The sequence below is a fragment of the Alcaligenes pakistanensis genome (genome assembly GCF_014652815.1).
In the GTDB taxonomy this organism is placed as follows: Bacteria; Pseudomonadota; Gammaproteobacteria; order Burkholderiales; family Burkholderiaceae_B; genus Alcaligenes; species Alcaligenes pakistanensis.
This window is the reverse complement of sequence record NZ_BMZN01000004.1, coordinates 202,925-226,474: the sequence shown is the minus strand read 5'-3', so window position 1 is coordinate 226,474 and position 23,550 is coordinate 202,925. Positions and strand designations below refer to the sequence as shown.

The window sequence follows — 23,550 nt, the reverse complement described above, 5'->3', positions numbered from 1 at the left end:
GTTCAGGCGCGAAGTAAGTCATTAATACTGGTCTTGGCGCGGGTACGGGCGTCCACACGCTTGACGATGATGGCGCAGGCCAGGCTATACAGTCCATCTGCCGAGGGCAGGGAACCGGGTACCACGACCGAACCGGCGGGGACGCGGCCTTGGTAAATCTTGCCCGTTTCGCGCTCGTAAATTTTGGTGCTTTGCGACAGGAATACGCCCATGGCCAGCACCGAGTTCTCTTCTACGATGACCCCTTCCACTACTTCGGATCGGGCACCAATAAAACAGTTGTCCTCAATGATAGTGGGATTGGCTTGCAAGGGTTCCAATACCCCACCTATACCCACCCCACCGGACAGATGAACGTGTTTGCCGATCTGTGCACAAGAGCCCACCGTGGCCCAGGTGTCCACCATGGTGCCTTCGCCCACATAGGCGCCGATGTTCACAAAGGAGGGCATCAGCACGACATCGGGGGCGACGTAAGCGCCCTGGCGCACGATGGCACCGGGCACGGCTCTAAAGCCTGCCTGGGCGAACGCGGCTTGGTCGTGCTGCTCGAACTTAAGGGGCACCTTGTCGTAAAACGGGGCGGGTTCGCTGGCCATGACGCGGTTCTCATTGATCCTGAAGGACAAGAGAATGGCTTTTTTTACCCAGTCATTAACCTGCCATTGTCCATCGAGTTTTTCCGCCACGCGCAGGGAACCGTAGTCCAGCTTTTCAATCACGGTATGGATGGCCGTGCGCAGTTCAATGCTGTGTTCTTGGGGGGAGAGGGAAGCTCGTTGTTCCCACGCCGCTTCGATTAGACTTTGGAGGTCGCTCATAGGCTAGGCTCTGTGTGAATTCAGGCCGTCTTTGGCAGTACAGGGATGCAGAAGGCGCATGATGCGCGGCTTACCACCGCAGCGGCCGAACTTGAATGGAGGCAACAGGATAACCGAGTCTGCTACTTCCATGCACGGTTTTATGGTTTTCTTTGTCGCTTTTGGACGCTTGGCGGCTGGTCGTGAACGCTGGAGCGAGGGTTATGGTTTGGGGGTTATCTGGCAGGTAGAGGCAAGGTCCAAGGGTCATATTTGGATTTTGGCTTAAATGCAGACTTTTAAAATTTACTTTATTGGTAAAGTTGTTTTCTCTCGATTCCTAACCCTCGAGAATTTTTTCAATTTGCCTTTGTTTTTCTTATTGCTCTTATTTTATTTATTTATTCTTATGGGACTCAATTAAATCTTCTGAGTAAATAAATATTTCAAAATAATAAAAAATGCAGATGGGCGGTTCTGCTTATTCTGAGTTCTGCTGTGCTGATAAAGCCTGCCGGGTTTACTTCGTATGCTGGTGATTCAGTCCCTTTTCCCCTGTAGACCATAGACGTAAAGACATTTGACCCTGCTTGCCCGGAGTTTAGTACTCTGCCGGCTTTGTTCGCTTTCTTCTGCGCGAATACGTCCAGTGATTCGGTTTCCGTTTTTACATTTTATAAAGATAATCGATCTTTTATCTGCCTAGAATAATTACGAAGTCTTGATTTTCAATGCAATTTGTTCTGGTTTCTTCATTCATTGGGAGGGGTTATGAGATCGATCCTTTTATGGCTAGTGGGTGTACCTATCCCTATCATCATCTTGCTGGCTTTGTTTTGGCACTAAGGTGCTTGCGATCACAATCTTGAATAAGGAATCATCATGGCTATAACGCAATTTGGTTCGGATGCAGGCTTGGGAACGCCAGCAATAGCGGAATCTTCACATTCCGCCTTGTCTTGGGGAGCCGTGATCGGGGGCGCTGTCATTGCAGCCGCCCTGACTGTGACGTTGCTGGTGGGCGGTACTGGTCTGGGTTTTATGGCGATCTCTCCCTGGAGCAATGATGGGGCCTCAGGGACCACCCTGGCCATCAGCACGATTGTTTGGCTGTTTGCCACGCAAATCATTGCTTACGGTATTGCCGGTTATGTGACAGGACGCCTGCGTACTAATTGGACCGGTGTGCATGGCGATGAAGTTCATTTCCGTGATACGGCCCATGGCTTTCTGGTTTGGGCGGTGAGTGTGGTTGTCAGTGTGTTCTTGCTGGGTTCCGGTGTTGCTTCCCTGGTGTCGGGAACGGCTCAAGCAGGTGCCAATTTGGCGGGTGCGGGTGTTGGTGCCGCCTCGGCAGTGGTCGGTCAAGCGGGTAAGGATCAGGCTCAAGGTCCCGGTCTGGCCTATTTCACTGATACCTTGCTGCGTCCTTCGGACCCGGCCAATACACCGGCACAGAACGCCAATCCGGAGCGCGAAGTTAGCCGGATTTTGGCCCGTAGCCTGAAAGAAGGGCAGGTGTCCGATCAAGACCAGGACTACTTGCTGCGTCTGGTGGCAGATCGCACGGGTTTGACTCCAGAGCAGGCTAAGGAACGCTTGGACTCGGTACAAAAGCAAGCCAAGGAAGCGGCAGAGAAGTTGGAGCAGCAGGCGCGTGAAGCGGCTGACACTGCCCGCAAGGCGGCAGCTGCCTTTGCATTGTGGGCTTTTGCTTCCTTGTTAGTTGGAGCCTTCGTAGCCAGTTTGGCGGCAACCATTGGTGGACGGGCGCGCATCACGCGTTAAGCCCAGCCAAGCGGGCATGATCCGCTGTGTTTTGAAGCGGATATGGCAAGGCCCCCAGATTCCTGAAATCTGGGGGCCTTGTTTGTATAGGCTCAAGTGGAGCGTGTTTTACCGAAGTCGCTTCAGGCGACTTCAAGAAGCACGAATAAAGTTGCTTGGGGCTTGCCCCAAGCGACGGCGGAACATGGTGGAAAAGGCACTGCTGCTGTCATATCCCAAATCCAGTGCAATCTGCGTGACTGACTGCCCGGCAGCGAGCTTGGCCAGGGCCGCCAGCAGGCAGGCTTGCTGGCGCCATTCACTAAAACTCATGCCTGTTTGTTGACGGAACAGGCGCGTAAACGTGCGCAGGCTTTTGTTTAAGCGCCCGGCCCATTGTTCGGGTGTGGTCTGAATATGGGGTGCACTTAAAAACGCTTTGCACAGCTTGGCCAACAGTGGATCTTGGGGGATGGGGGCAAACAATGGCATCGTTGGGGCCAGCCCCACTTCATGCAGAAGCAGTTGGGCCAATGCGCCATCGCGTCCTGCTTCATCGTATAGAGCGGGCATAGTCAAGGAAGCTAGCAAAAGCTCATGCAATAAGGCGCTGATCACCAGCACCTCGCAATAATTGCCTATCCGGGGAGCGGCATCCGGCTCTATATAAAGGCTGCGTGTGCTGGCTCCTTGCATGCGCACTTGGTGACGCTTGCCAGCTGGAATCCATACACCGCTATAGGGCGGAATAAGCCAGGCACCATCGTCCGTCTCTACCTCCATCAGGCCGGTCATGGCATAGAGCATTTGTGCCCGTCGGTGCACATGGAAGTCGAGTAATGTGCCCGGTGCGTAGTCCGTTCCAATGGCCAGCAAGGGGCGGGGGGTGGCATCCACGCTGTCCAGTCGTACATTGTGCATAAGGTGTTTTCTGGCCGAAACTCAAGTATTGTTGACCGATTTTAGTATGTCAGCCAAAACAGGGCGACTTATCCTGAGACTTTGCAAGTACTTTGCCGGGTCGCTATGTATTTTCTTTTGCTGTTTTTCGGTTTGCTGGCCGGTGTGACGACCGTGCTGTTTGGGTTTGGCGGTGGCTTCGTCGTGGTCCCCGTGCTGTATTCGGTGCTGATTGGGCTGTACGGTACGGATAGCCAAATGGGGCAGTCGGCCATGCATATTGCGGTCGCCACCTCGACCTGCGTGATGATTTTTGGTGCTGGCTTGTCGACGTGGCGTCATCATAAGGCCGGCACCGTGCAGTGGGATCAGGTGCGTCCTTTGCTTGTGTTTATTGCCATTGGGGCCATTCCGGGTGCGGCGGTGGCCATGGCCTTGAGTGGTTCCTGGGTGCGTTGGGTTTTTGTGGTGTATTTGGGCATCACCATTGTGGATAGTCTGTTTCGCTCGGGTTTTACGCAAGAGGCGACCCGTGGCATTCGTCCTTTGGGCCAGGCCACCAGTGCCGGGACAGGTGTGCTCATTGGAGCTATTGCCGCTTTTTTAGGCGTGGGGGGTAGTGTGATTACCGTGCCCTTGATGCGCCGACGCGGTGCCAGCATGACGGCGGCAACCGCAGCGGCCAACCCCTTGTCCCTGCCTATGGCGGTCGTTGCTAGCCTGATCTATGCCATCCTGGCTTGGGACGTCGGTTCTTTTGGCCCTTGGCATGTGGGCTTCATCGATTTACGCGCTTGCCTAGTGCTGGTCGTGGGTTCCTGGTTGGGGATTCGTTTTGGCTCGCGCTGGATTGGCAAGATCCCCGATAGCCTGCATGCCAAGGCCTATGTCGCTTTGCTGGGTTTGGTGTTCTTGGTGATGCTGCTGGTTTAAGCGGGTTCAGCCCGTCCTGCCCAATGAACTTGTATTTTTTGTTTGCTGCGGCCGTGCGCAGCCGCTTAGAAGCGTAGTTTTTCCCTATACTGGGTTGCACCAAACAAAGGGGAGTGGCGCAGCATGACAGCAGAGATTGCGGTGGTCTTGGGTCTGGCTCTAATAGCGATTGTCTTGTTTGCTACCGAAAAACTCAGAATAGATGCCATTGCCTTGCTGGTCCTGAGTGCCTTGGCTGTCTTGGGGCTGGTGACACCGGAGCAGGCTGTGGGCGGCTTCAGCAATCCGGCCACTATTACGGTGGCCGCCATGTTTGTACTGGCTGCTGGTCTGCAAAACAGCGGGGCGCTCTCGGGGATTGGGGATTTGCTGGGCAAGGCCCGCTCACCGTTTCAGTTCTTATTAGTGCTGTTTTTAGTCTTGGCCGTGATTGCCCCTTTTGTGAACAACACGGCGGTCGTGGCAGTGTTCATTCCGATAGTGATGGCGGCCACTGCCCGCATTGGCATGTCGGCCTCCAAGGCTTTGATCCCCTTGTCCTATGTCTCGCAAATGGCCGGTGTCTGTACCTTGGTCGGGACCTCTACCAACTTGCTGGTCAATGCCATTGCGCGTGATCTGGGCCACCCTGGCTTCACCATGTTCGAGTTCACCTCGCTGGGTGTGATCTGCATGGTCGTCGGTTGTTTCTACTTGTTGACGGTGGGGCGTTGGTTATTGCCCGATGCGCGTGGTGGCGAGCTGGTCGAACAATATGAGCTGGGCAAGTACATTACTGAGCTGCGGGTGATGCCTGACTCTTCCCTGATTGGCCAGTCGGTCGGTGACGCCAAATTAGGAGAGCAGTACGGCGTGTTCGTGCTGGAACTGTTGCGTGGCGACACCAAGGTTTGGGGGCCGCGCGAGCAAAAGATTGAGGCGGGTGATGTACTGCTGGCGCGCGGGGATTGGACCAAGCTGGACGAGCTGCGTAAAGAAGCCGGCCTGGAAGTGGACCCGCAGTTCAAGTTGGAGCAAGGCTCTTTTGAACAGGTGGATCAGGTTCTGACCGAAGTGATGATTGCACCGCGTTCGCGCCTTAGCGGTCGTACGCTGGGTAGCTTGGGGGCAGGTTGGCACAAGAATGCCACCGTCTTGGGGATTCATCGCCGTGCTCAGGTTTTGCGGGAGCAACTGCGCGCCGTGCGCTTGCAGGTGGGCGATATCTTATTGGTCTTGACCCCGGCTTCCGAGGCTGCGGATCTGCGTGCCGACAGCAATATCATTGTGCTGTCTGAACGCGAAGCCGAAAAAGAAATGGGCTGGCGTGCGCCGTTTGCCTTGATCACGATGGTGTTGGTGATCTTGCTGCCCGCCTTGGGTTGGGTACCTATCAGCATCACCTCCCTGGTGGGGGCGGTGGCCATGACACTGGCTGGTTGTTTGAAGGCTGATGAGGTTTACGACGCGATCGATTGGCGCATCATTATCTTGATGGCGGGCTTATTGCCCTTGGGAATGGCCATGAGCGAGACGGGCGCTGCCCAGTTCCTGGTGGAAAATACAGTGGGCCTGGTGAAATCCTATGGGCCTTTAACGGTATTGGCTGTGGTGTACCTGATGGCCTTGCTGCTGACGGAGTTCATGAGTAACGCTGCCGCCGCTGTGCTGCTGACTCCTATTGGCATGTCTACCGCCAAAATGATGGACGTGGACGCCACTCCCTTTCTAATCGCGGTGACTTTCGCGGCCTCCACCAGTTTTGCCACTCCCGTGGGTTATCAAACCAACACCATGGTGTACGGGGCAGGTGGCTATCGATTTACGGATTTTCTGAAAGTGGGCTTGCCGCTGAACTTGATTTTCTGGGTTCTGGGCGTCATTTTTATTCCTGTCTTCTGGCCGTTTTAATCTTGCCTGACAGAGTCACGATAACAATAAAGGAGAGCTGATCCATGAGCACAGCTACTACTCAAGCCAAATCTACACTGGACCCACAGATTGCGCAGGCGGTGCAGGACAGCTTTGCCCGGCAAAATGCCATGAGTCTGATTCGCGCCACCTTGCCTGTGGTGGAAGAGGGTTTGGTGGAAATCCATTTGCCGCATTGGGATGGGGTACAGCAACAGCATGGCTTTGTACACGGCGGGGTGGTTGGGATGATTGCCGATTCAGCCGGGGGCTATGCGGCGATGAGCTGTACGCCCTTGGGTGCCAGTGTCTTAAGCGTGGAATACAAACTGAATTTTTTGGCACCGGCGAATGGCCGGTCCCTGATTGCCCGCGGTTCGGTAGTGCGTCGAGGCCGTAATCTGATTGTGACCCAGGCCGAGGTGTTTGCTGTGCAAGAGGATAAACACACGCTGTGTGCATTGATGCAGCAAACCATTATGGTGATGCAGGGACGTGACGAGAAAAACGCGTAGACCTGATTAACCTGTCAGATCACCTGAGGAGCTTGGCAGCTCTTTTTGGCTTTTGCATCGGTAGCTCAACAACAAGGCCCATAAGCTCACCATGCACACACCATAGATGATGGCCCCGTAAGAGACGGAGATATCGATGCCGCAGACGCGTGAAAACCGGTCTGCCGTATCGCAGATATTTTTAATGGCCAGCACAAACAAGACCGTGTTGACCGCCATGGCCAGACACGCAGAAACTGCGCGTTCTGCCCAGACCAAACTGGCGACGGCCAAAATGGACAGGGGCATCAAGGAATTGAGCACACTGGTATGCCAGGTCGAGTAGGCCTGGGAGGTATTGAGCAAACTTTCACTGACGTGCGCAAACGGAAAGAGCCAGAGAACAAGCAAAGCAGCGCACAGGAAAAAGATCAGTTTCCTGATAGTGATGTTGAACACGATTAAAGTAAAAATTTGCTTTATAAGAATTTTGAGTGTAACTGAAGTGTTTTATGTCTAAAGACAAGTTGTGTAAATTTTCCGCCACAACTTAAGACAGTTTTGTTACTTGAATGTGATTGTCAGGACTAAACCGTGAGTTTAGTCCGGGTTTCGTGACAATTAGACTATTTTTGCTTTCAGAAATCGCTTAAGTCTGATCGAGAGCGGCAATTGTATGATTACCTTTAGCGTGAACCCACCAGGAGCAATACAGATGAAAATCTCTGCATGGTATTTGAGTGCCGTACTTGGCGTGATGGCCTTGCCCGCATGGGCCGATAACCCCGCGTGCCAGTACAAGGCAGCCGAGATTCAAAACCAGATCGACTACGCTCGCCAACATGGCAATGAGCATCGCGTAAGAGGGCTGGAGCGTGCCTTGGCCAATGTGCAAGCGCATTGCAAGGACGCCAATTTGCTACGAGATAAGCAGGAAGAAATCCGCGAGCAAGAGGAAGATATCCAGGAACGGATCAACGAGATTGCTGAAAAGCGTTCCGAAGGCCGTCAGGATAAAGTTCAGAAACTGGAGAAAAAGCTGGAACGCGATCAGGCAGAATTAGCCCAGCTGCAAGATGAATTGAAAGAGTTGCAGGCCTTCACGACAAAGTAAGGGCAGGGGCCCGGCTCTGAATAAAAGCCAGTTCAGACCTGCGACTCTATAAAGAAAGACAAAGCGAAAAGGGGAATACTGGCTCCTGTGTGGGGCCAAGCCCTTTTCCGCTCTGCAGGACTGCTTATAATCACAGGTGCAGTCGGCGCAATGATGTAGGCCGATCAAGCATTAAACAAGAGTGGTATGAGCAGAAAAAAAACAGGTCGTAGCGTTAAAAAAACAAGCAGCACAAAAAGTTCAGGGCAAGGGCGTTTTACCCGGTTTCTCAAATCTGTCTTTGTGACTGCGGTAGCTAGCTTTGGCATCAGCACCGCCTGGCTTCATCCCCAAGGTTTCAATTGGCAAAGCGTCGAGCCGTTTCTGGTGTCGTTGGGTTGGCCCATTGAAACCCAGCAGGGCAGCGTACCTGTCCCGGCGTCTGTAGAAGGTTATGTACAGACCTCCTTCGCACAATGCCCGCAGTTTTTCCCAGGCTCTCGGCCTGTGGTGCCGATGGCCTACACGCAAAGAGAGCTGTGCTTTAGCGCGTTTGCCATCTTGCACAGCGGCCAAACCAAGACACCGGTATTCGTCGCACAACGTTTGAATCGACAGCAGATTCAGTCCGCCAAGGGCTTGAAGCGGACGGATCGTTTCTATGCTGAAGGCCGTTTGCCGCAGGCTGAACGTGCCGAGCTGAATGACTACCGAGGCTCAGGATTTTCCCGTGGGCATATGGCTCCTGCAGGAGATATGGCATCCGCTCAGGGTATGGCGCAGAGTTTCTCCCTGGCCAATATGGTGCCGCAAAATCAGATCCATAACGCCGGCCCCTGGAACAAGATCGAAGCCGATACCCGTAAATACATCGCGCGTGCGGCGGGTAATGTCTACGTGTTTACCGGTCCGGTGTTCGAGCGCAATGCTGCCACTATCGGCTCCAGTCAGGTGGCTGTGCCCACTCATTTGTTCAAGCTGGTGTATGACGCCACAACTCGACGCTCTTGGGTGCATTGGCAAGCCAATCATGCCTCGACCCGGGTCGGACCGCCCATCAGTTACGAGGAGTTTGTGCGGCGTACCGGTTTGCATCTATTGCCAGACTTAAGTCTGCAGGCAGCTGGCTAGAGGCAACAAGGATATTAATGGCCCAGCAGGGCGTGGACCTGATCTTCAGAGAAGTACACGCTGTCGCCCACCTGAAAGACGCTATTGGCTACCAGTTGCTCGGTGATTACCCCGCGCACATAGCCTTTGGGGGATTGGGGCAGTTGGGTAATCCGTACGCTGATATAGCGCTCGCTGGTGTAGGACACCAATTGCACCTGCATGTCGGGTTTCAAGTTCAAAGCACCGGGGAAACGATCCAGATCATCGTGACTGACGACCACGCGGAACGCGGTGGGTCTGTGGATGACATAAGTCCCTTTGATCTTGTGATGCAGGGCCAGTATCGCCCGTGCAGCAGGACTACTGGGCGTCTGAGTATGGCGTACCTCTTGTTCCAGTTCAGGGCTGGGTGAGAACTGCAGAAGTTGGGCCAATAGCAGGAATTGGTCTTCAGTCATAAATTGCAAATTCGCAGGAAAGAGAATCGACGTACTTTGAGGCCTCAGGGTACAGTGTGCCTATTGTCCGCGATCCGGTCTTGTTTCGATTCTCGGTACGTGCAGAACATGATTTTTTTGTAGGGAAAACACAATGATAGTTCGACGACTGTTTAAAAGCGCCGTGGTGCTGGGTTTGGCCGCTTTGATGGCTGCTTGCTCCACAAGCAAACCAGGTGGCGGCGCGATGTCAAAACTATTCAATGAATGTACCTGGGATCGCGAGTCTTGCATGCACAATGGCCGCTATGACGCGGATGAGCGTGAGTACGCCGAACAGGAAGCCAAAGACTTGAACCGTCAGTCTGCGGCCCGCTTGCGTCGCAGCCGCTAAAGCTTTATTTTCACGGCGGTATGGAAAGCGTGGGAGAGTGAAGTGCTGGCCGTGATTCGTGACCGTTTGGAGAGCAGGCAGATCGCCATTTACTTTGTGGCGATGCTGTTGGCCGGTTTGCTTGCTGGCTTTTGGACGATGCCGCTGAGCCTGAGCAACTGGATCAATCCAGCGCTGGCCTTCATGCTATATGTCACCTTCTTGCAGGTACCTATCGCTCAGTTAGGTAAGGCATTGACTCAACTGCGGTTTCTAGCCGTCCTGTTGTTTGCCAACTTCTGCCTGATTCCCCTCTTGGTGTTCGCCTTGCTGCCTTTGTTGCCAGACCATACGATGCTGCGGCTGGGGGTGCTGCTGGTCCTGTTGACACCTTGTATTGATTATGTGGTCACCTTTGCTCAGTTGGGGCGGGCTGATTCCCGCACACTGTTGGCGTCGACTCCAGTCTTGCTCATCGTGCAGATGTTGCTTTTACCGCTCTATCTAAAGCTGGCCTTGGGTGAGCAGTTCGGACTGTATATCAAAGCCGGGCCTTTTTTAGAGGCCTTTTTTTCCCTGATCGTGATCCCCTTGTTATTGGCGGGGGCGACTCAGTATCTGGCCGCCAAAAGTCGCCTCTGGACACAGATCCACGCAGGTTTGGGGCTGGCTCCTGTACCGGCTACCGCCTTGGTGCTTTTTATTGTGGTGGCAGCGGTTCTTAGGCAATTAGAGCCTGCGCTGGATGTGTTGCTGCGCGTGCTGCCGGTGTACGTTCTGTTTGCCATTTTTGCACCTGTCATTGCGTGGTGTTTGGCCCGCCAAGCGCGTCTGGCTGTGCCTTTGCGGCGCGCCGTAGTGTTCAGCAGTGCCACACGTAATTCCTTGGTGGTGCTGCCGTTGGCCTTGGCGATTCCCGGTGCATTACCGTTGCTGCCAGCCATCATTTTGACTCAAACCCTGGTGGAGCTTTTAGCGCAATTGGTCTACGTGCGTGTCGTGGCTCGCTGGGGACAAAACGAGCAGGCCTGAGTAGCGATGGTGTCAGTCTTATTCTCTGACTGATTTCTTGGCTTGATCCCCTCAGGTTTAAGCGTGCCTAGATTTCCTAGTTCCTTGATTCAATATATTTTTATTTGATTTCACGTCATTGTTGTGACGAGGGCGGCCAGCGCCTGCCGAGTCTTGCTCAGAGCTTCTAAACGCCACTTTTTTCTTCGCCTATTTCCGCCTGAAAACAGCCAGGAAATTGCACTCTGTTTTCTTATAGAGCTTATAAAAAAATCCCAATGGCTATTTCGTGGCCAAGCTCTATGATCTGCTCCGCCTCAGCGCTGAGTGCAACATCATGTTGCGGGCACGTTCTGTGTCCGCCTTCTATTACTTAGGAAATTTTCAAAATGCTAGTTGCCGCTTTTCTGGCGTTTGCAGGCCTGTGCCTGTTCGTTAATGGTGTTCGTCTCTACTACTCTGAAGGTCATCAAGCTGGCAGGCTGGTGGATGCCAAAGATGCTGCTATCGTCAATCTGTTCACAGCGGTGCTGGGGTTCATTTGCATGTCCCACATTCTGAACCCCGCCAACAGTACGGTTTACTCCCCCTTGTCAGCGATCTACCTGGGTCTGTTCGCCTTGACCTATTTCTGGGTAGGGGTGAATGCCTTTACAGGTAGCGACGGACGTGCGCTGGGCTGGTATTCGCTGGTGGTGGCGTGTATTGCCGTGCCTGCAGCCATTACCAATCTAAGCCTTGCCGAGCGGATTTTTGATTACTGGCAAGTAGTGAGCTGGCTATCTTGGGCAGTGTTGTGGTTCATGTTCTTTTTACTGCTGGTGTTGAACAAACCTATAGCCCGATTGACTGGCATGGTGTCGGCGGTGCAAGGCATATTGACGGCCTTGCTGCCTGCCTTGTTGTATTTCTGGGGTGTAATTTAAGCTAGAGCGAACTCTTGCGAGACGTAAAAGCCCAGCGTTCAGACTGGGCTTTTTTACGGTAGGGCTAAGCCTTAGCTCATTTTTTGCCTTAGGTTCAGTAACACTGCCCCATTCCCCACCAATGACAACTGATCTCCTGGATTTCTAAGCGGGCAGGTCGTCATCGACAAACACCCACAACCAATACAGCCATCGAGCTCATCACGCAGCTGCGTCAGGCTGTGAATCCGTTCATTGAGCATGTCGCGCCAGTTGGTAGATAGTTTCGCCCAATCTTTGGCATTCAGCGGTCTGCCTGAGGGTAAGTCATCCAGTGCTTCTTTAATCGTGGCCAAGGGGATACCAGCCCGTTGCGCGATTTTGATGACGGATATTTTGCGCAGCACCTCCCGGTGGTAGCGACGTTGGTTGCCGTCACTGCGCCAGCCCTGGATCAATCCTTTCGCCTCGTAGTGGTGCACGGTTGCAATGGTGACTCCGCTGCGACGTGAGACTTCGCCTACAGACAGCGGAACGCTAATGTCGATTTTCATAATGTCTGAATCTCTTGACCTCATCTATACATGAGGTTTTATAAAAGATGCTTCTGGTCTGTGCAAGCTCTTTGGGCTGCCGGGCTTCATCACAATAAAAGAATCGAGATCGTATGAAGAATCAGCATGCCCCTGTGGGCGATGTTCAAGGGGCACAGGCCGAGCTGTCAGAAAGCCAAGAACAAAACTCCATACCCAAGAAGTCTGAATGGGGGGATTTGTTGTCAGGGGCCAATGCAATGCGTGCCCTTGTCTTGGCGGGCGGTGTTGTCTTGCACGCCGTCAATGTCTATATCGCCACCACCATCTTGCCCACTGTTGTGCAGGACATCGGTGGCCTTGGTTTGTATGCCTGGAACACGACGCTTTTTGTAGTTGCCTCTATTCTGGGCTCGGCGTTGTCACCCAAATTGCTTGAGGTTACAGGCCCGAAGGGAAGCTACGGTTTGGCCGCCTTTATTTTTGCCGTGGGAGCTGTCATTTGTGCGGCTGCCCCCAGCATGTCCATCCTGCTATTCGGGCGCTTTGTCCAGGGCATTGGCGGAGGTTTTCTTTTTGCCTTGGCCTACGCCATGATTCGTATCGTCTTTGATGAGCCCTTGTGGCCTCGCGCAATGGCTTTGGTATCGGCGATGTGGGGAGTGGCAACCTTGTTAGGGCCAGCGGTTGGCGGTGTGTTTGCGCAGTGGGGGATGTGGCGCGCTGCTTTTTGGTCTGTAGCTTTGATCGCGATTGTTTTTGCTGTTCTGGCGTCGGGCGTACTACCTAAACGAGAGCGCCAAACGGGCGTGGCTGCCAAGGGAGCTATCCCGCTCGTGCAACTGACGCTGCTGACGCTCTCCGTGTTGGCGATCTCAGCGGGTAGTGCATCCTCGGAGTTAATTCAGAATGTGCTGGGTTTAGTGCTGGCCTTGGTGCTAGCGGTGGTATTGATTGCCGTCGAACGTCGCTCGCATAACAAGTTGTTGCCCTCTGGGGCATTTCAATTCCGCTCGGCGATCGCGGCCTTGTATGCCTTGATGTCTTTGCTGGTGTTGACGGTGACTAGTGGAGAAGTCTTTGCTCCGCTTTTTCTGCAAGTCTTGCATCAGCAATCGCCTTTGATTGCCGGCTATCTGGCCGCCTTGATGGGGGCGGGCTGGACGGTTGGAGCAATTATCAGCTCGGGTTTACTGAGCGACTCCGCCATCAAACGGGCCATTCTGGCTGGGCCAGTTTTAGGACTTCTGGGAATGGTGGGATTGGTTATCCTGGTACCTACAAGCAGCTCGGGTCTGTGGTTTGATCTGGTGCCAATTTGCCTGGCCCTGGCAATGATTGGTTTAGGAGTGGGCCTGGCTTGGCCTCATTTGCTGACTCGTGTTTTAAAGTCAGTAGTCCCCGAGGAGCAAGAGCTGGCCGGGGCGTCCATCACCACGATTCAGTTGTTTGCGACTGCAGCTGGAGCGGCCTTGGCAGGAATGATTGCAAATGCGGGTGGGTTGATTGATCCGGGGGGTGTAGAAGGGACCAGTCGGGCTGCTTATTACTTGTTTGGATGCTTTTTGCTTGCGCCGCTAGTGGGGATTATTGTGGCCAGGAACTGTAGGGTGTGAAAAAGGTCTGAGTAAGGAAGTGCTGGCCCATTGCTTTTATCAGTAGTAGGTCCTTTTTGCGCGATGTTTGAGCCAACGATCTGGCTTAGGGTTACGATCAGGACGCCTGTCGTTTCCCTAGTATCGATAGGGGCCTTAGTGCAATGCTTGGTTCTGCGCTTTTTCCTTATTAAGTGATGGAGGTTAGGACGTGAATAGTGCTCCCATTCCCAATCCAGCCCCTAAGCCCATGCGTTGGCCTAGTGACTTCCCGGGTAAGCACGACAGGCAGGATTAGCCACGATACTTGCCCATAGAGCCGCTCTATAAGAGCGGCTTTTTTATGTCTGCGATTTATGCTTGATGGGCGCTGCTGCTATTTCCCAAGCTTTTTTATTCATGTTTTGGGCTATGATCGCGTCAACTTGGCCGGCACTGAAGCAGTCATGGCTTCTGGGCATCTTACCCATTAGGTGTATTTAGACATCGTGTCTATTTTGGTGCTCGGATGAGCCGTCATGATTTTGTACAAGTCCGGAAAAGTGAGTGTTTGGAAGGCGATCAGTTTTATTGCTATCGCACCAATCGCTTTTGTCTTGCTGGACGCGGTTTTTAATGTGGCTAGTCTGACCGCGCCCTTGCCGGCAGCGCATGGCCGTTCCTAACGGCTGTGATGTTTCTAGACTCTGCTTATAAATGATGATTCCCAGAATAATAAAAGGGGAGACGCAATGAAGAAATGGATCGCTGCATCACTGCTGCTGACAATGACGCCGAGCGCTAATGCGACGTATCGAGAGGTTGAGCAGGTGGCTAAGGTTTGTCGGATGATTTCAGAAATTGGGGAGGGGATCATGGCTATGCGACAAGGCGGACATACAAAAGAGGAGATTCGTAGCAGGGGCGAGCCCAGTGCGATGATTGATCAACTAGTCAATGCTGCTTTTAATATTCCGGATGCCGGTGACCCAAAACAGCGTGGCGCGGTGACAAATTCTTTTAAGCGAGACGTGTATATAAGCTGTCTCCAGGATGCGGCTGATCAGTGAGGCGGATAAGCTCTGGTGCAGGACTTCGGTATGATCGCCTGCCTGCTTCACTGATGGCAGTGATAAGTGTCGTCTCTTTTTTTGCTTCGTCTCAAGTAGCGTTTGCGTCTGCAGGACAGCCGGACCAGGAGAAGTGGCTTAGTCTATGTGGCGATATCTCTAGTGTGGGCGCAGCTGTAATGGAGGCCCGCCAGCAAGGGGTTTCCAGAGACGCCGCAATGAAAGCGGCAGAGGGCAATCGCATCATAGAAGGTTTGATAGAAACGGCGTACCGGGCTGAAATCGACCCGCGGGAAGAAAATCCGCAGCGTGATGTCAGAGAGTTTGAGAGAGGCCTCTATCAACAGTGTGTAAGAGGGGCGCCCTTCAAACAGGATCCCTAGGTTAGGTGGCTATTTCTTATTGGGGAATCATCGCCTTCGGGCGGTTTTTGCATGGGGAAAGATTGTTTCCCACCCGTTTCTGAGCAGCCTTTTAATAAAGGGCTTGTTGCAAAGTGCATGGAGGTCTGGACTAACTAAGGCCTGATCACACAATGAATTTTGCCTTACCTCGATTCTCAGACGTATGTTTAGCGTTGCTGCTTATGCCTCCTTTTTTCGGAGGCTTACGACCTTGAGCACTTGAAGGCAGGTTGTCACAAGCCAACAGAGTAAGAAAACTACGCCGTTAATATTACTTAAAATTGATTTTATTGAATCAACGGTTTTCGTTTGATGGTGCGAACGGAGAGACTCGAACTCTCACACCTCTCGGCGCCAGAACCTAAATCTGGTGCGTCTACCAATTCCGCCACGTTCGCAAAACGAAAGAAGTAGATTCTAGCGTGGATTTTCACCTTAGGCAAGCAGTCAACGTGCTTCAGAAGTAAATAGATTAGGTGCCATCTGTCGAAGACTGAAGCCTGGATTTGTACTGCTTTGTTTTAACTGCGTTTTGGGCTCTTGGCGATCAATCCGCGCTCTTGCCAATCGGCTTGTTGTTCGGCGCTGATGCCTAAGTTATCCAGAATTTCCTGTGTGTCCTGACCCAAGCGGGGGGCGGGGCGGTAGAGGCCACCAGGAGTGGTGCTGAGCTTGGGAACGATGCCGGGAACTTTAAGGGGTGTGCCGTCAGGCAGGGTGCTGTCCAACAGCATATCGCGGGCTTGATAGTGCGGGTCGGCAGCAATATCGGCGATGTCGTAGACCCGGCCTGCAGGAACGCCTGCCTGATCCAGTGTTTCCAGTACCTTATCCAGCTCAAGCGCGCTGGCCCAGTGACCGATGGCAGCATCAATGACGCCTGCATTTTGGGCTCGACCATCGTTGTGGGCGTAGGCTGGGTTGTCGGCCATATCGGCACGGCCAATCGCGGTCATCAGGCGCTTGAAAATGCTGTCGCCATTTCCTGCGATCAGCGCGTATTTACCATCTTGGCAGACGTAGGCATTGCTAGGTGTGATGCCGGGCAGACTGCTACCCGCCGGTTCGCGTATAGCGCCGAAAGCGGAGTATTCCGGCAGCAGGCTTTCCATCATATTGAAGACGGATTCATACAGGGCCACGTCAATATACTGGCCTTCACCCTCGTTCTGCTCACGTTGACGCAGAGCCATCATGATGCCGATTACACCATGCAGAGCGGCCAGGGAGTCGCCAATGGAGACGCCAACGCGTACGGGAGGGCGTCCTGCTTCACCGCTCAGGTGGCGCAACCCCCCCATGGCCTCCCCAATCACACCAAAGCCTGGTTTGTCTTTGTAAGGGCCGGTCTGGCCGTAGCCCGAGACACGCAACATGATCAGGCCCGGCTTAATGGCTTTCAAGTCTTCCCAGCCCAGGCCCCATTCTTCCAGCGCACCGGGGCGGAAGTTTTCAATCAAAATATCGCATTCTTTGATCAGGGCACGTACCACGTCCTGACATTCGGGCTGACGCAAGTCCAAAGCCAGTGACCGTTTGTTACGGGATTGCACCTCCCACCAGACCGAGTTACCGTCGTGCAGCAGACGCCATTTACGTAAGGGGTCACCGCCTTTTGGGGACTCGATCTTGATGACGTCAGCGCCAAACTCGCCCAGGATCTTGGCAGCAAAGGGGCCAGCAATCAATTGGCCCAGTTCCAGGACCCGGATACCGCCTAAAGGGGTGTTCTTGTGCATATCAGTCTTGCGCAGGGGAGGTAAAGTAAGGGATCATAGTCCGGCACGGCTGTATTGTCTTGACAGGGAATTATGATTCAAAATACGTTTGTTTGGATTTACCGTGCCAGTTTCCGGTAAAATGCCGGATTACTCTTATCAATTACTCAATTTAATATAGGTCTTCAATGCAGCCCGAGGTTGAAATTCTGTCCGGCTTGGAGCGCCGAGTCGATGTGGTCGTTTCGGTGGCCGACGTAGAAAAACAAGTCCAGGCCCAGCTCAAGCGTGTGGCTCGTACGGCCAAGGTACAGGGCTTCCGTCCCGGTAAAGCACCTTTGTCCGTCGTCGAACGCAGCCACGGCCCTGGAATTCGTTATGACGCCATCAACGAAGAAATCGGCAAATCCCTGGATAAAGTCATCCAGGACTCCAATTTGCGCGTAGCCGGCACTCCTAATCTGGAAGCCAAAGAAGGTGAGTCCGATGAAGGCACGATGGCCTTTACCGCGACCTTCGAAGTGTATCCAGAAGTGGCCGTGCCCGATCTGTCCAAACTGGACATCAAACGTGCCGTCACGCCCGTTACCGACGAAGACATCCAGCGCACGGTAGACGTGCTGCGCAAGCAGCGCGCCAACTACGAGTCCAGCGCTGACCGTGAAGCCCAAGAAGATGACCGCATCACTCTGGACTTCGTGGGCACGATCGACGGCGTCGCTTTTGAAGGCGGTAGCGCTGAAGGCTTCCAGTACCTGCAAGGCCGTGGCCGCATGCTGCCCGAGTTTGAAACTGCAGTGGCTGGCATGAAAGCAGGCGAGACCAAAACCTTCCCTCTGGAATTCCCTGCTGACTACACTGGCAAGGAAGTGGCTGGTAAAACTGCCGAATTCAAGATCACCGTGACAGACGTGGCCCAGCCAGTTCTGCCCGAGATGGATGCTGAGTTTGCCAAGTCCCTGGGTCAGGCTGAAGGTGATGTTGCTGCTTTGTTGGCTGATGTCCGTGCCAACATCGAGCGCGAAATCAAGGCTCGTGTTCACGCCCGTAACAAATCGGCTGTGATGGACGCTTTGTTGTCCGCCAGCGAATTTGACGTGCCTAAGGCTCTGGTCGACAACGACGTGCAAGGTCGCATCGCTTCGGCTCGTGCTGAACTGAAAGAGCGTGGCGTACCTGACGCAGACAAGATGCCTATTCCTGCGGAAGCTTTCCAGGAAGAATCCACTCGCCGCGTGCGTTTGGGTCTGCTGGTATCCGAACTGGTCAAGGCTGCTGAATTGCAAGCCAAGCCCGAGCAGGTTCGCGCCCGCATCGAAGAATTTGCCCAGAACTACGAACAGCCCGCCCAAGTGGTGGCCTACTACTTGTCTGATCGCCAGCGTCGCGCCGAGATCGAGGCAGTTGTACTCGAAGACAACGTCGTCGAGCATGTACTGTCCCAGGCCAAGGTGTCCGACGAGGAGGTGGCGTTCGACCAAATCATGGGAACCAACTAATGTCGTCAACCTTTGTCGACTTCTACGCCTCAATGCATGGGGGGCAATCCGTTGCCCCTACAGGTTTGGGCTACGTGCCTATCGTGATCGAGCAGTCCGGTCGTGGAGAGAGGTCTTACGACATCTACTCACGCCTGCTGCGCGAGCGCATTATCTTTCTGGTGGGCCCGGTTCATGACAATTCGGCCAACCTGATCGTGGCTCAATTGCTGTTCTTGGAGTCGGAAAATCCTGAGAAGGATATTTCGCTCTACATCAACTCGCCCGGTGGTTCGGTCTATGCAGGCCTGGCCATCTACGACACGATGCAGTTCGTCAAGCCGGAAGTCTCGACATTGTGTACCGGCATGGCTGCCAGCATGGGCGCGTTCTTGTTGTCGTCGGGCGTCAAGGGCAAGCGTTTGTCCTTGCCTAACTCGCGCATCATGATTCACCAGCCTTCGGGCGGTGCGCGTGGTCAGGCTTCCGATATCCAGATTCAGGCCAAGGAAATCCTTAGCCTGCGTGAACGTCTGAATAAGATCCTGGCCGAGAATTGTGGCCAGTCTGTTGAGCGTATCGAGCTGGATACCGAGCGTGACAACTTCATGGCAGCTGAAGATGCTGTGGCTTATGGCCTGATCGACAAGGTGATGAACACTCGTGACGAGTAATCATCTGTCCCAACAGGGATCGATCTAAAGCAGTAATATGGCTGTTCGGGGGCGGGACTTGTTCCCGTCCTTTTACCATCCTGAAGTGAAATTTAAATTTATGTCCGAAAAGAAATCGGCCGACGAGAAAGTTCTGCATTGCTCGTTTTGCAATAAAAGCCAGCATGAGGTCAAGAAACTGATCGCTGGACCTTCGTCCGTGTTTATCTGCGACGAATGTATTGATCTGTGTACCGATATCATTCGTGACGAAGCAGCGGGCGCCACTCCTGATGGTGAACGTAAGGAATTGCCTACCCCCAAGGAAATCAAAGAGTTTCTGGATGGGTATGTTATTGGCCAGGAAACGCCCAAGCGTACCTTGGCGGTAGCGGTCTATAACCACTACAAACGCATTCGTAGCGGCAAAGCAGGCCGCGATGATGTCGAGCTGTCCAAAAGTAATATTTTGCTGATCGGGCCTACGGGTTCGGGCAAAACGCTGCTGGCCCAAACCTTGGCCCGCATGCTGGATGTTCCTTTTGTGATGGCCGACGCCACCACCCTGACCGAAGCCGGTTACGTGGGTGAGGACGTTGAAAACATCGTTCAAAAACTGCTGCAAAACTGCGATTACGATGTGGAAAAAGCGCAGCGTGCGATTATCTACATCGACGAAATCGACAAAATTTCCCGTAAGTCGGATAACCCTTCCATCACCCGTGACGTCTCGGGCGAGGGCGTGCAACAGGCACTGCTCAAGTTGATCGAAGGCACTGTGGCTTCAGTGCCTCCGCAAGGTGGCCGCAAGCATCCCAACCAGGACTTTGTGCAGGTAGATACCACCAACGTCCTGTTTATCGTGGGTGGTGCTTTTGATGGCCTGGAAAAGGTGATCCGCGACCGTACTGAAAAATCCGGTATTGGTTTTTCGGCTTCGGTTAAAGCCAAGTCCGAACGTGGTGTGGGCGAGCTCTTTTCTGAAGCCGAACCCGAGGATTTGATCAAATTTGGTCTGATTCCCGAGCTGGTAGGGCGTTTGCCGGTAGTCGCCACGTTGGAAGAGCTGCACGAAGACGCCCTGATCCGCATTTTGACCGAGCCGCGCAATGCCTTGGTCAAGCAGTTCCAGAAGTTGCTGGGCATGGAAGGTGTGGAGCTGGAAGTTCAGGCCGCTGCCCTGCGTGCCGTGGCTCAGCGTGCCATCAAACGTCGTACCGGTGCGCGTGGTTTGCGCAGTATTGTCGAGCAAGCCTTGCTGGACACCATGTACGAATTGCCGTCCCGCAAGGACGTCAATAAAGTGGTGCTGACCGAAGATGCCGTTCTTGGAAAGAGTAAACCCGAATTGATTTTGGGACCTCCTTTGTCCGATAGTGAGACCAGTGACACTGAGTCGCCCTTGAAAAACGCAGTAGCTTAGAGACAGGGGCGTTTGTGCTCTGCCTGGCCTTGGTCAGGCGGACATAAACAAAACAGGGCGACAGCCAAGAGAAAGTGGGAGGGGATCGATGACGATCGCTAAGCGTAGAAGCTTGTCTCTCTTTAACTCTGTAAAGTTCTGTTCCGATGTTGGTCCGGCCTACTTGAAATATCAAAATTCGCCACAATCTGAGCTACAACAGGTTAAACCGTGAAAGGGAAGCCCAGGCTTCCCTTTTGCGTCTAAGGACATTTATAGGAAATGACTATGTCTGCGAGCCAGATTCTTTCTACGGAACCTATTGAGCTGCCGCTGCTTCCTTTGCGCGATGTAGTGGTGTTCCCTCACATGGTGATTCCGCTTTTTGTTGGCCGTCCTCGCTCGATTAAAGCTCTTGAGCTGGCTATGGAGTCCGGCAACAACATTATGTTGGTGGCACAAAAGTCTGCAGGCAAAGACGATCCCGCTCCAGAGGATCTCTACGAAATTGCGTGCGCGGCCAGTATTTTACAAATGCTCAAGTTACCCGACGGCACAGTCAAAGTGCTGGTGGAAGGCTTGCAGCGCGCCCGAATTACACAAGTTCAAGATGCCGAAACTCACTTCGTTGCCTCAGTGGTTGAAGTGCCCGGCGACGCGGGTGATGCGGCTGAAACCGAAGCCTTGCGCCGCGCGGTGCTGGGTCAGTTCGAGCAATACGTCAAACTGAATAAAAAGATCCCTCAGGAAATTCTGACTTCCCTGACGGGTATCGATGATGCTGGCCGTCTGGCCGATACCATCGCAGCGCACCTGCCCCTTAAGCTTGAGCAAAAGCAGGGTATGCTGGAAACGCCCAAGGCGATGGAGCGTCTGGAAAGCCTGCTGTCGCAGCTGGAAGGCGAAATTGACATTTTGCAGGTCGAGAAGCGTATTCGTGGCCGCGTCAAAAAGCAGATGGAAAAGAGCCAGCGCGACTACTACCTGAACGAGCAGGTCAAGGCGATTCAGAAAGAGTTGGGCGAGGGTGAAGACGGTGCTGATGTTGAGGAACTGGAAAAACGCATCGAACAGGCGCAACTGAGCAAAGAAGCGCTCAAGAAAGCCGAGTCCGAAATGAAAAAGCTCAAGCTGATGTCGCCGATGTCAGCCGAAGCGACAGTGGTGCGCAACTACATCGAGACACTGGTTGGTCTGCCTTGGCGCAAAAAGAGCCGTATCAATAACTCCTTGAGCAATGCCGAGGAAGTATTGGATACGGATCACTTTGGTCTGGAAAAGGTCAAAGAACGTATTGTGGAATACCTAGCTGTGCAACAGCGGGTCGACAAGCTCAAGGCTCCGATCCTGTGTCTGGTAGGCCCTCCTGGCGTGGGTAAAACCTCGCTGGGGCAGTCCATTGCCAAAGCAACGAATCGCAAGTTCATTCGTATGGCTCTGGGCGGTGTACGTGACGAGGCCGAGATTCGCGGTCACCGTCGCACCTACATCGGCTCCATGCCTGGCAAAGTCGTTCAGAACATGAGCAAAGTGGGTGTACGTAACCCCTTGTTCCTGCTGGACGAAATCGACAAGATGGGCGCAGATTTCCGTGGCGATCCTTCCTCGGCGCTGCTGGAGGTCTTGGACCCCGAACAAAACCACACCTTCCAGGATCACTACCTGGAAGTGGACTACGACTTGTCCGACGTGATGTTTGTGGCAACCAGCAATACCTTGAATATTCCGCCGGCCCTGCTGGACCGTATGGAAGTGATTCGCCTGTCCGGTTATACCGAAGACGAAAAAGTGCGCATCGCTTTCGATTACCTTTTGCCCAAGCTGATGAAGAACAACGGCGTGCGCGACGGTGAGCTGGATGTGAAAGAGGATGCCATACGCGATATCGTGCGCTATTACACACGTGAAGCCGGTGTGCGTTCTTTGGAACGTGAAATCAGCAAGATCTGCCGCAAAGTGGTTCGTAAGCTGCTGGTGGCTAACCCGCAAGCAGGCACGCGTGCTGCTCGTAACAAAACGCTGACTCAAGAGACTCTGGTGGTCAACGCAGAGAATCTGAACGATTACCTGGGCGTGCGTCGTTTCTCTTTCGGCCTGGCCGAGAAAGAGAACAAGATTGGTCAGGTAACTGGCTTGGCCTGGACCGAGGTGGGCGGCGAGTTGCTGACCATTGAAGTGGCTGATATGCCCGGTAAAGGCAATGTGCTGCGTACCGGTTCGATTGGCGACGTCATGAAAGAGTCGGTCGAGGCAGCCCGCACAGTTGTCCGTTCTCGTGCTCAGAAGTGGGGCATTGCCAATAGCGTGTTTGAAAAGCGTGACCTGCACGTGCACTTTCCAGAAGGCGCAACACCCAAGGACGGTCCATCGGCGGGTATTGCCATCACGACCGCTATCGTGTCCAGTCTGACAGGGATTCCTGTGCGTGCCGACGTGGCCATGACGGGCGAGATTACCTTGCGCGGTGAAGTTCTGCCTATCGGCGGCTTGAAAGAGAAGCTGTTGGCAGCCCAGCGCGGTGGTATCAAAACCGTGATGATCCCAGAGGAAAACGTCAAGGACCTGGCTGACATTCCAGATAACGTGAAGAACACGCTGGAGATCATCCCAGTGCGTTGGATTGATCGTGTGCTGGAAGTTGCCTTGCAAGACGCTGTAACGCCTCTGAGCGACGAAGAAGTGGCCCGACTGGCTGCTGAGGCATTGGCTGCCAGCCGTGTCTCTGGAGCGGCTTCCGAGTCCTTTAAGCACTAAGCAGTAAGCAACCTACAAACAGGCTACCTTGGTTTCAAGGTAGCCTGTTTGCATTTTGGCGGGAGCTGCGTGTTTGGATAATCCTGGCTACTGCTACTGCTACTGCTACTGCTACTGCTACTGCTACTGCTACTGCTACTGCTACTGCTACTGCTACTGCATCGGCAAATGTAGAGCTTCGAGTCCGAGTCAATAAAAATCCCCATAGACCAAGCGGTGTATGGGGATTTTTGTGTTCCAGGCCACGA

21 protein-coding genes and 1 tRNA gene are annotated in these 23,550 nt (G+C 53.5%); 15 read left to right on the top strand and 7 right to left on the bottom strand.

Annotated features, from left to right (window positions below; translation table 11 throughout):
* Nucleotides 1–2: 2 nt before the first annotated feature.
* A complete protein-coding gene (gene dapD / locus IE156_RS13900; RefSeq protein ID WP_189393147.1) occupies nucleotides 3–821 on the bottom strand; it encodes a 2,3,4,5-tetrahydropyridine-2,6-dicarboxylate N-succinyltransferase in 819 nt (272 codons plus the stop codon).
* An 861-nt stretch (nucleotides 822–1,682) separates the two neighbouring features.
* On the opposite strand from dapD, the gene IE156_RS13895 reads away from it, so the two are divergent.
* Nucleotides 1,683–2,588 (top strand): hypothetical protein, encoded by a 906-nt coding sequence (locus IE156_RS13895; RefSeq protein WP_189393146.1) that lies wholly within the window; start codon nucleotides 1,683–1,685, stop codon nucleotides 2,586–2,588.
* A gap of 132 nt (nucleotides 2,589–2,720) precedes the next feature.
* On the opposite strand, the gene IE156_RS13890 is transcribed toward IE156_RS13895, so the two are convergent.
* A complete protein-coding gene (locus IE156_RS13890) occupies nucleotides 2,721–3,488 on the bottom strand; it encodes an AraC family transcriptional regulator (RefSeq protein ID WP_189393145.1) in 768 nt (255 codons plus the stop codon).
* Nucleotides 3,489–3,593: 105 nt separating this feature from the next.
* Here IE156_RS13890 and IE156_RS13885 point away from each other — a divergent pair, with 105 nt between their 5' ends.
* From IE156_RS13885 to IE156_RS13875, 3 genes are all read left to right on the top strand, one after another.
* Nucleotides 3,594–4,400 carry a sulfite exporter TauE/SafE family protein gene (locus IE156_RS13885; protein ID WP_189393144.1) on the top strand — a complete coding sequence of 269 codons (807 nt, stop codon included), beginning with the start codon at nucleotides 3,594–3,596 and terminating at the stop codon, nucleotides 4,398–4,400.
* 123 nt (nucleotides 4,401–4,523) lie between these two features.
* Nucleotides 4,524–6,290 (top strand): SLC13 family permease, encoded by a 1,767-nt coding sequence (locus IE156_RS13880; RefSeq protein WP_189393143.1) that lies wholly within the window; start codon nucleotides 4,524–4,526, stop codon nucleotides 6,288–6,290.
* Between the two features lie 44 nt (nucleotides 6,291–6,334).
* Nucleotides 6,335–6,805, top strand: a complete 471-nt coding sequence (locus IE156_RS13875; protein WP_229841349.1) for a PaaI family thioesterase — start codon at nucleotides 6,335–6,337, stop codon at nucleotides 6,803–6,805.
* Nucleotides 6,806–6,811: 6 nt separating this feature from the next.
* Here IE156_RS13875 and IE156_RS13870 read toward each other — a convergent pair whose 3' ends face one another.
* Complete coding sequence (locus IE156_RS13870; protein WP_229841348.1) at nucleotides 6,812–7,150, bottom strand: DUF202 domain-containing protein; 339 nt, start codon at nucleotides 7,148–7,150, stop codon at nucleotides 6,812–6,814.
* A 349-nt stretch (nucleotides 7,151–7,499) separates the two neighbouring features.
* Here IE156_RS13870 and IE156_RS13865 point away from each other — a divergent pair, with 349 nt between their 5' ends.
* Entirely contained in the window at nucleotides 7,500–7,898 is a 399-nt protein-coding gene (locus IE156_RS13865) for a DUF1090 domain-containing protein (protein WP_189393141.1), read from the top strand.
* Nucleotides 7,899–8,084: 186 nt separating this feature from the next.
* Nucleotides 8,085–9,008 carry a DNA/RNA non-specific endonuclease gene (locus tag IE156_RS13860; RefSeq protein ID WP_189393140.1) on the top strand — a complete coding sequence of 308 codons (924 nt, stop codon included), beginning with the start codon at nucleotides 8,085–8,087 and terminating at the stop codon, nucleotides 9,006–9,008.
* A 14-nt stretch (nucleotides 9,009–9,022) separates the two neighbouring features.
* Here the strand turns inward: IE156_RS13860 and IE156_RS13855 are convergent, their stop codons facing one another.
* Nucleotides 9,023–9,448 (bottom strand): hypothetical protein, encoded by a 426-nt coding sequence (locus tag IE156_RS13855; protein WP_189393139.1) that lies wholly within the window; start codon nucleotides 9,446–9,448, stop codon nucleotides 9,023–9,025.
* A gap of 133 nt (nucleotides 9,449–9,581) precedes the next feature.
* On the opposite strand from IE156_RS13855, the gene IE156_RS13850 reads away from it, so the two are divergent.
* From IE156_RS13850 to IE156_RS13840, 3 genes are all read left to right on the top strand, one after another.
* Complete coding sequence (locus IE156_RS13850; RefSeq protein ID WP_189393138.1) at nucleotides 9,582–9,821, top strand: hypothetical protein; 240 nt, start codon at nucleotides 9,582–9,584, stop codon at nucleotides 9,819–9,821.
* Nucleotides 9,822–9,866: 45 nt separating this feature from the next.
* A complete protein-coding gene (locus IE156_RS13845; RefSeq protein WP_229841400.1) occupies nucleotides 9,867–10,832 on the top strand; it encodes an arsenic resistance protein in 966 nt (321 codons plus the stop codon).
* 368 nt (nucleotides 10,833–11,200) lie between these two features.
* Entirely contained in the window at nucleotides 11,201–11,737 is a 537-nt protein-coding gene (locus IE156_RS13840; RefSeq protein WP_189393137.1) for an AmiS/UreI family transporter, read from the top strand.
* Nucleotides 11,738–11,808: 71 nt separating this feature from the next.
* Here IE156_RS13840 and soxR read toward each other — a convergent pair whose 3' ends face one another.
* A complete protein-coding gene (gene soxR / locus IE156_RS13835; protein ID WP_189393136.1) occupies nucleotides 11,809–12,270 on the bottom strand; it encodes a redox-sensitive transcriptional activator SoxR in 462 nt (153 codons plus the stop codon).
* Between the two features lie 239 nt (nucleotides 12,271–12,509).
* On the opposite strand from soxR, the gene IE156_RS13830 reads away from it, so the two are divergent.
* Both IE156_RS13830 and IE156_RS13825 read left to right on the top strand, forming a co-directional pair.
* Nucleotides 12,510–13,865: an MFS transporter gene (locus IE156_RS13830; protein ID WP_229841397.1), complete on the top strand. Its 1,356-nt coding sequence runs from the start codon at nucleotides 12,510–12,512 to the stop codon at nucleotides 13,863–13,865.
* A 710-nt stretch (nucleotides 13,866–14,575) separates the two neighbouring features.
* Nucleotides 14,576–14,893, top strand: coding sequence for a hypothetical protein (locus IE156_RS13825; protein ID WP_189393134.1), 318 nt, complete (start codon nucleotides 14,576–14,578; stop codon nucleotides 14,891–14,893).
* Between the two features lie 717 nt (nucleotides 14,894–15,610).
* On the opposite strand, the gene IE156_RS13820 is transcribed toward IE156_RS13825, so the two are convergent.
* Both IE156_RS13820 and IE156_RS13815 read right to left on the bottom strand, forming a co-directional pair.
* A tRNA-Leu gene (locus IE156_RS13820) sits at nucleotides 15,611–15,695 on the bottom strand.
* A 123-nt stretch (nucleotides 15,696–15,818) separates the two neighbouring features.
* Complete coding sequence (locus tag IE156_RS13815) at nucleotides 15,819–17,036, bottom strand: CaiB/BaiF CoA transferase family protein (protein ID WP_189393133.1); 1,218 nt, start codon at nucleotides 17,034–17,036, stop codon at nucleotides 15,819–15,821.
* A gap of 167 nt (nucleotides 17,037–17,203) precedes the next feature.
* Here IE156_RS13815 and tig point away from each other — a divergent pair, with 167 nt between their 5' ends.
* From tig to lon, 4 genes are all read left to right on the top strand, one after another.
* Nucleotides 17,204–18,514 (top strand): trigger factor, encoded by a 1,311-nt coding sequence (gene tig / locus IE156_RS13810; protein WP_189393132.1) that lies wholly within the window; start codon nucleotides 17,204–17,206, stop codon nucleotides 18,512–18,514.
* On the top strand, nucleotides 18,514–19,167 hold the full coding sequence (clpP, locus tag IE156_RS13805; RefSeq protein ID WP_308430479.1) for an ATP-dependent Clp endopeptidase proteolytic subunit ClpP: 654 nt from the start codon (nucleotides 18,514–18,516) through the stop codon (nucleotides 19,165–19,167). Before tig ends, clpP begins: the two co-directional genes overlap by 1 nt.
* A 100-nt stretch (nucleotides 19,168–19,267) precedes the next feature.
* Nucleotides 19,268–20,569 carry an ATP-dependent Clp protease ATP-binding subunit ClpX gene (clpX, locus tag IE156_RS13800; RefSeq protein WP_189393131.1) on the top strand — a complete coding sequence of 434 codons (1,302 nt, stop codon included), beginning with the start codon at nucleotides 19,268–19,270 and terminating at the stop codon, nucleotides 20,567–20,569.
* A 267-nt stretch (nucleotides 20,570–20,836) separates the two neighbouring features.
* Complete coding sequence (gene lon / locus IE156_RS13795) at nucleotides 20,837–23,302, top strand: endopeptidase La (RefSeq protein ID WP_189393130.1); 2,466 nt, start codon at nucleotides 20,837–20,839, stop codon at nucleotides 23,300–23,302.
* Nucleotides 23,303–23,550 lie beyond the last annotated feature (248 nt).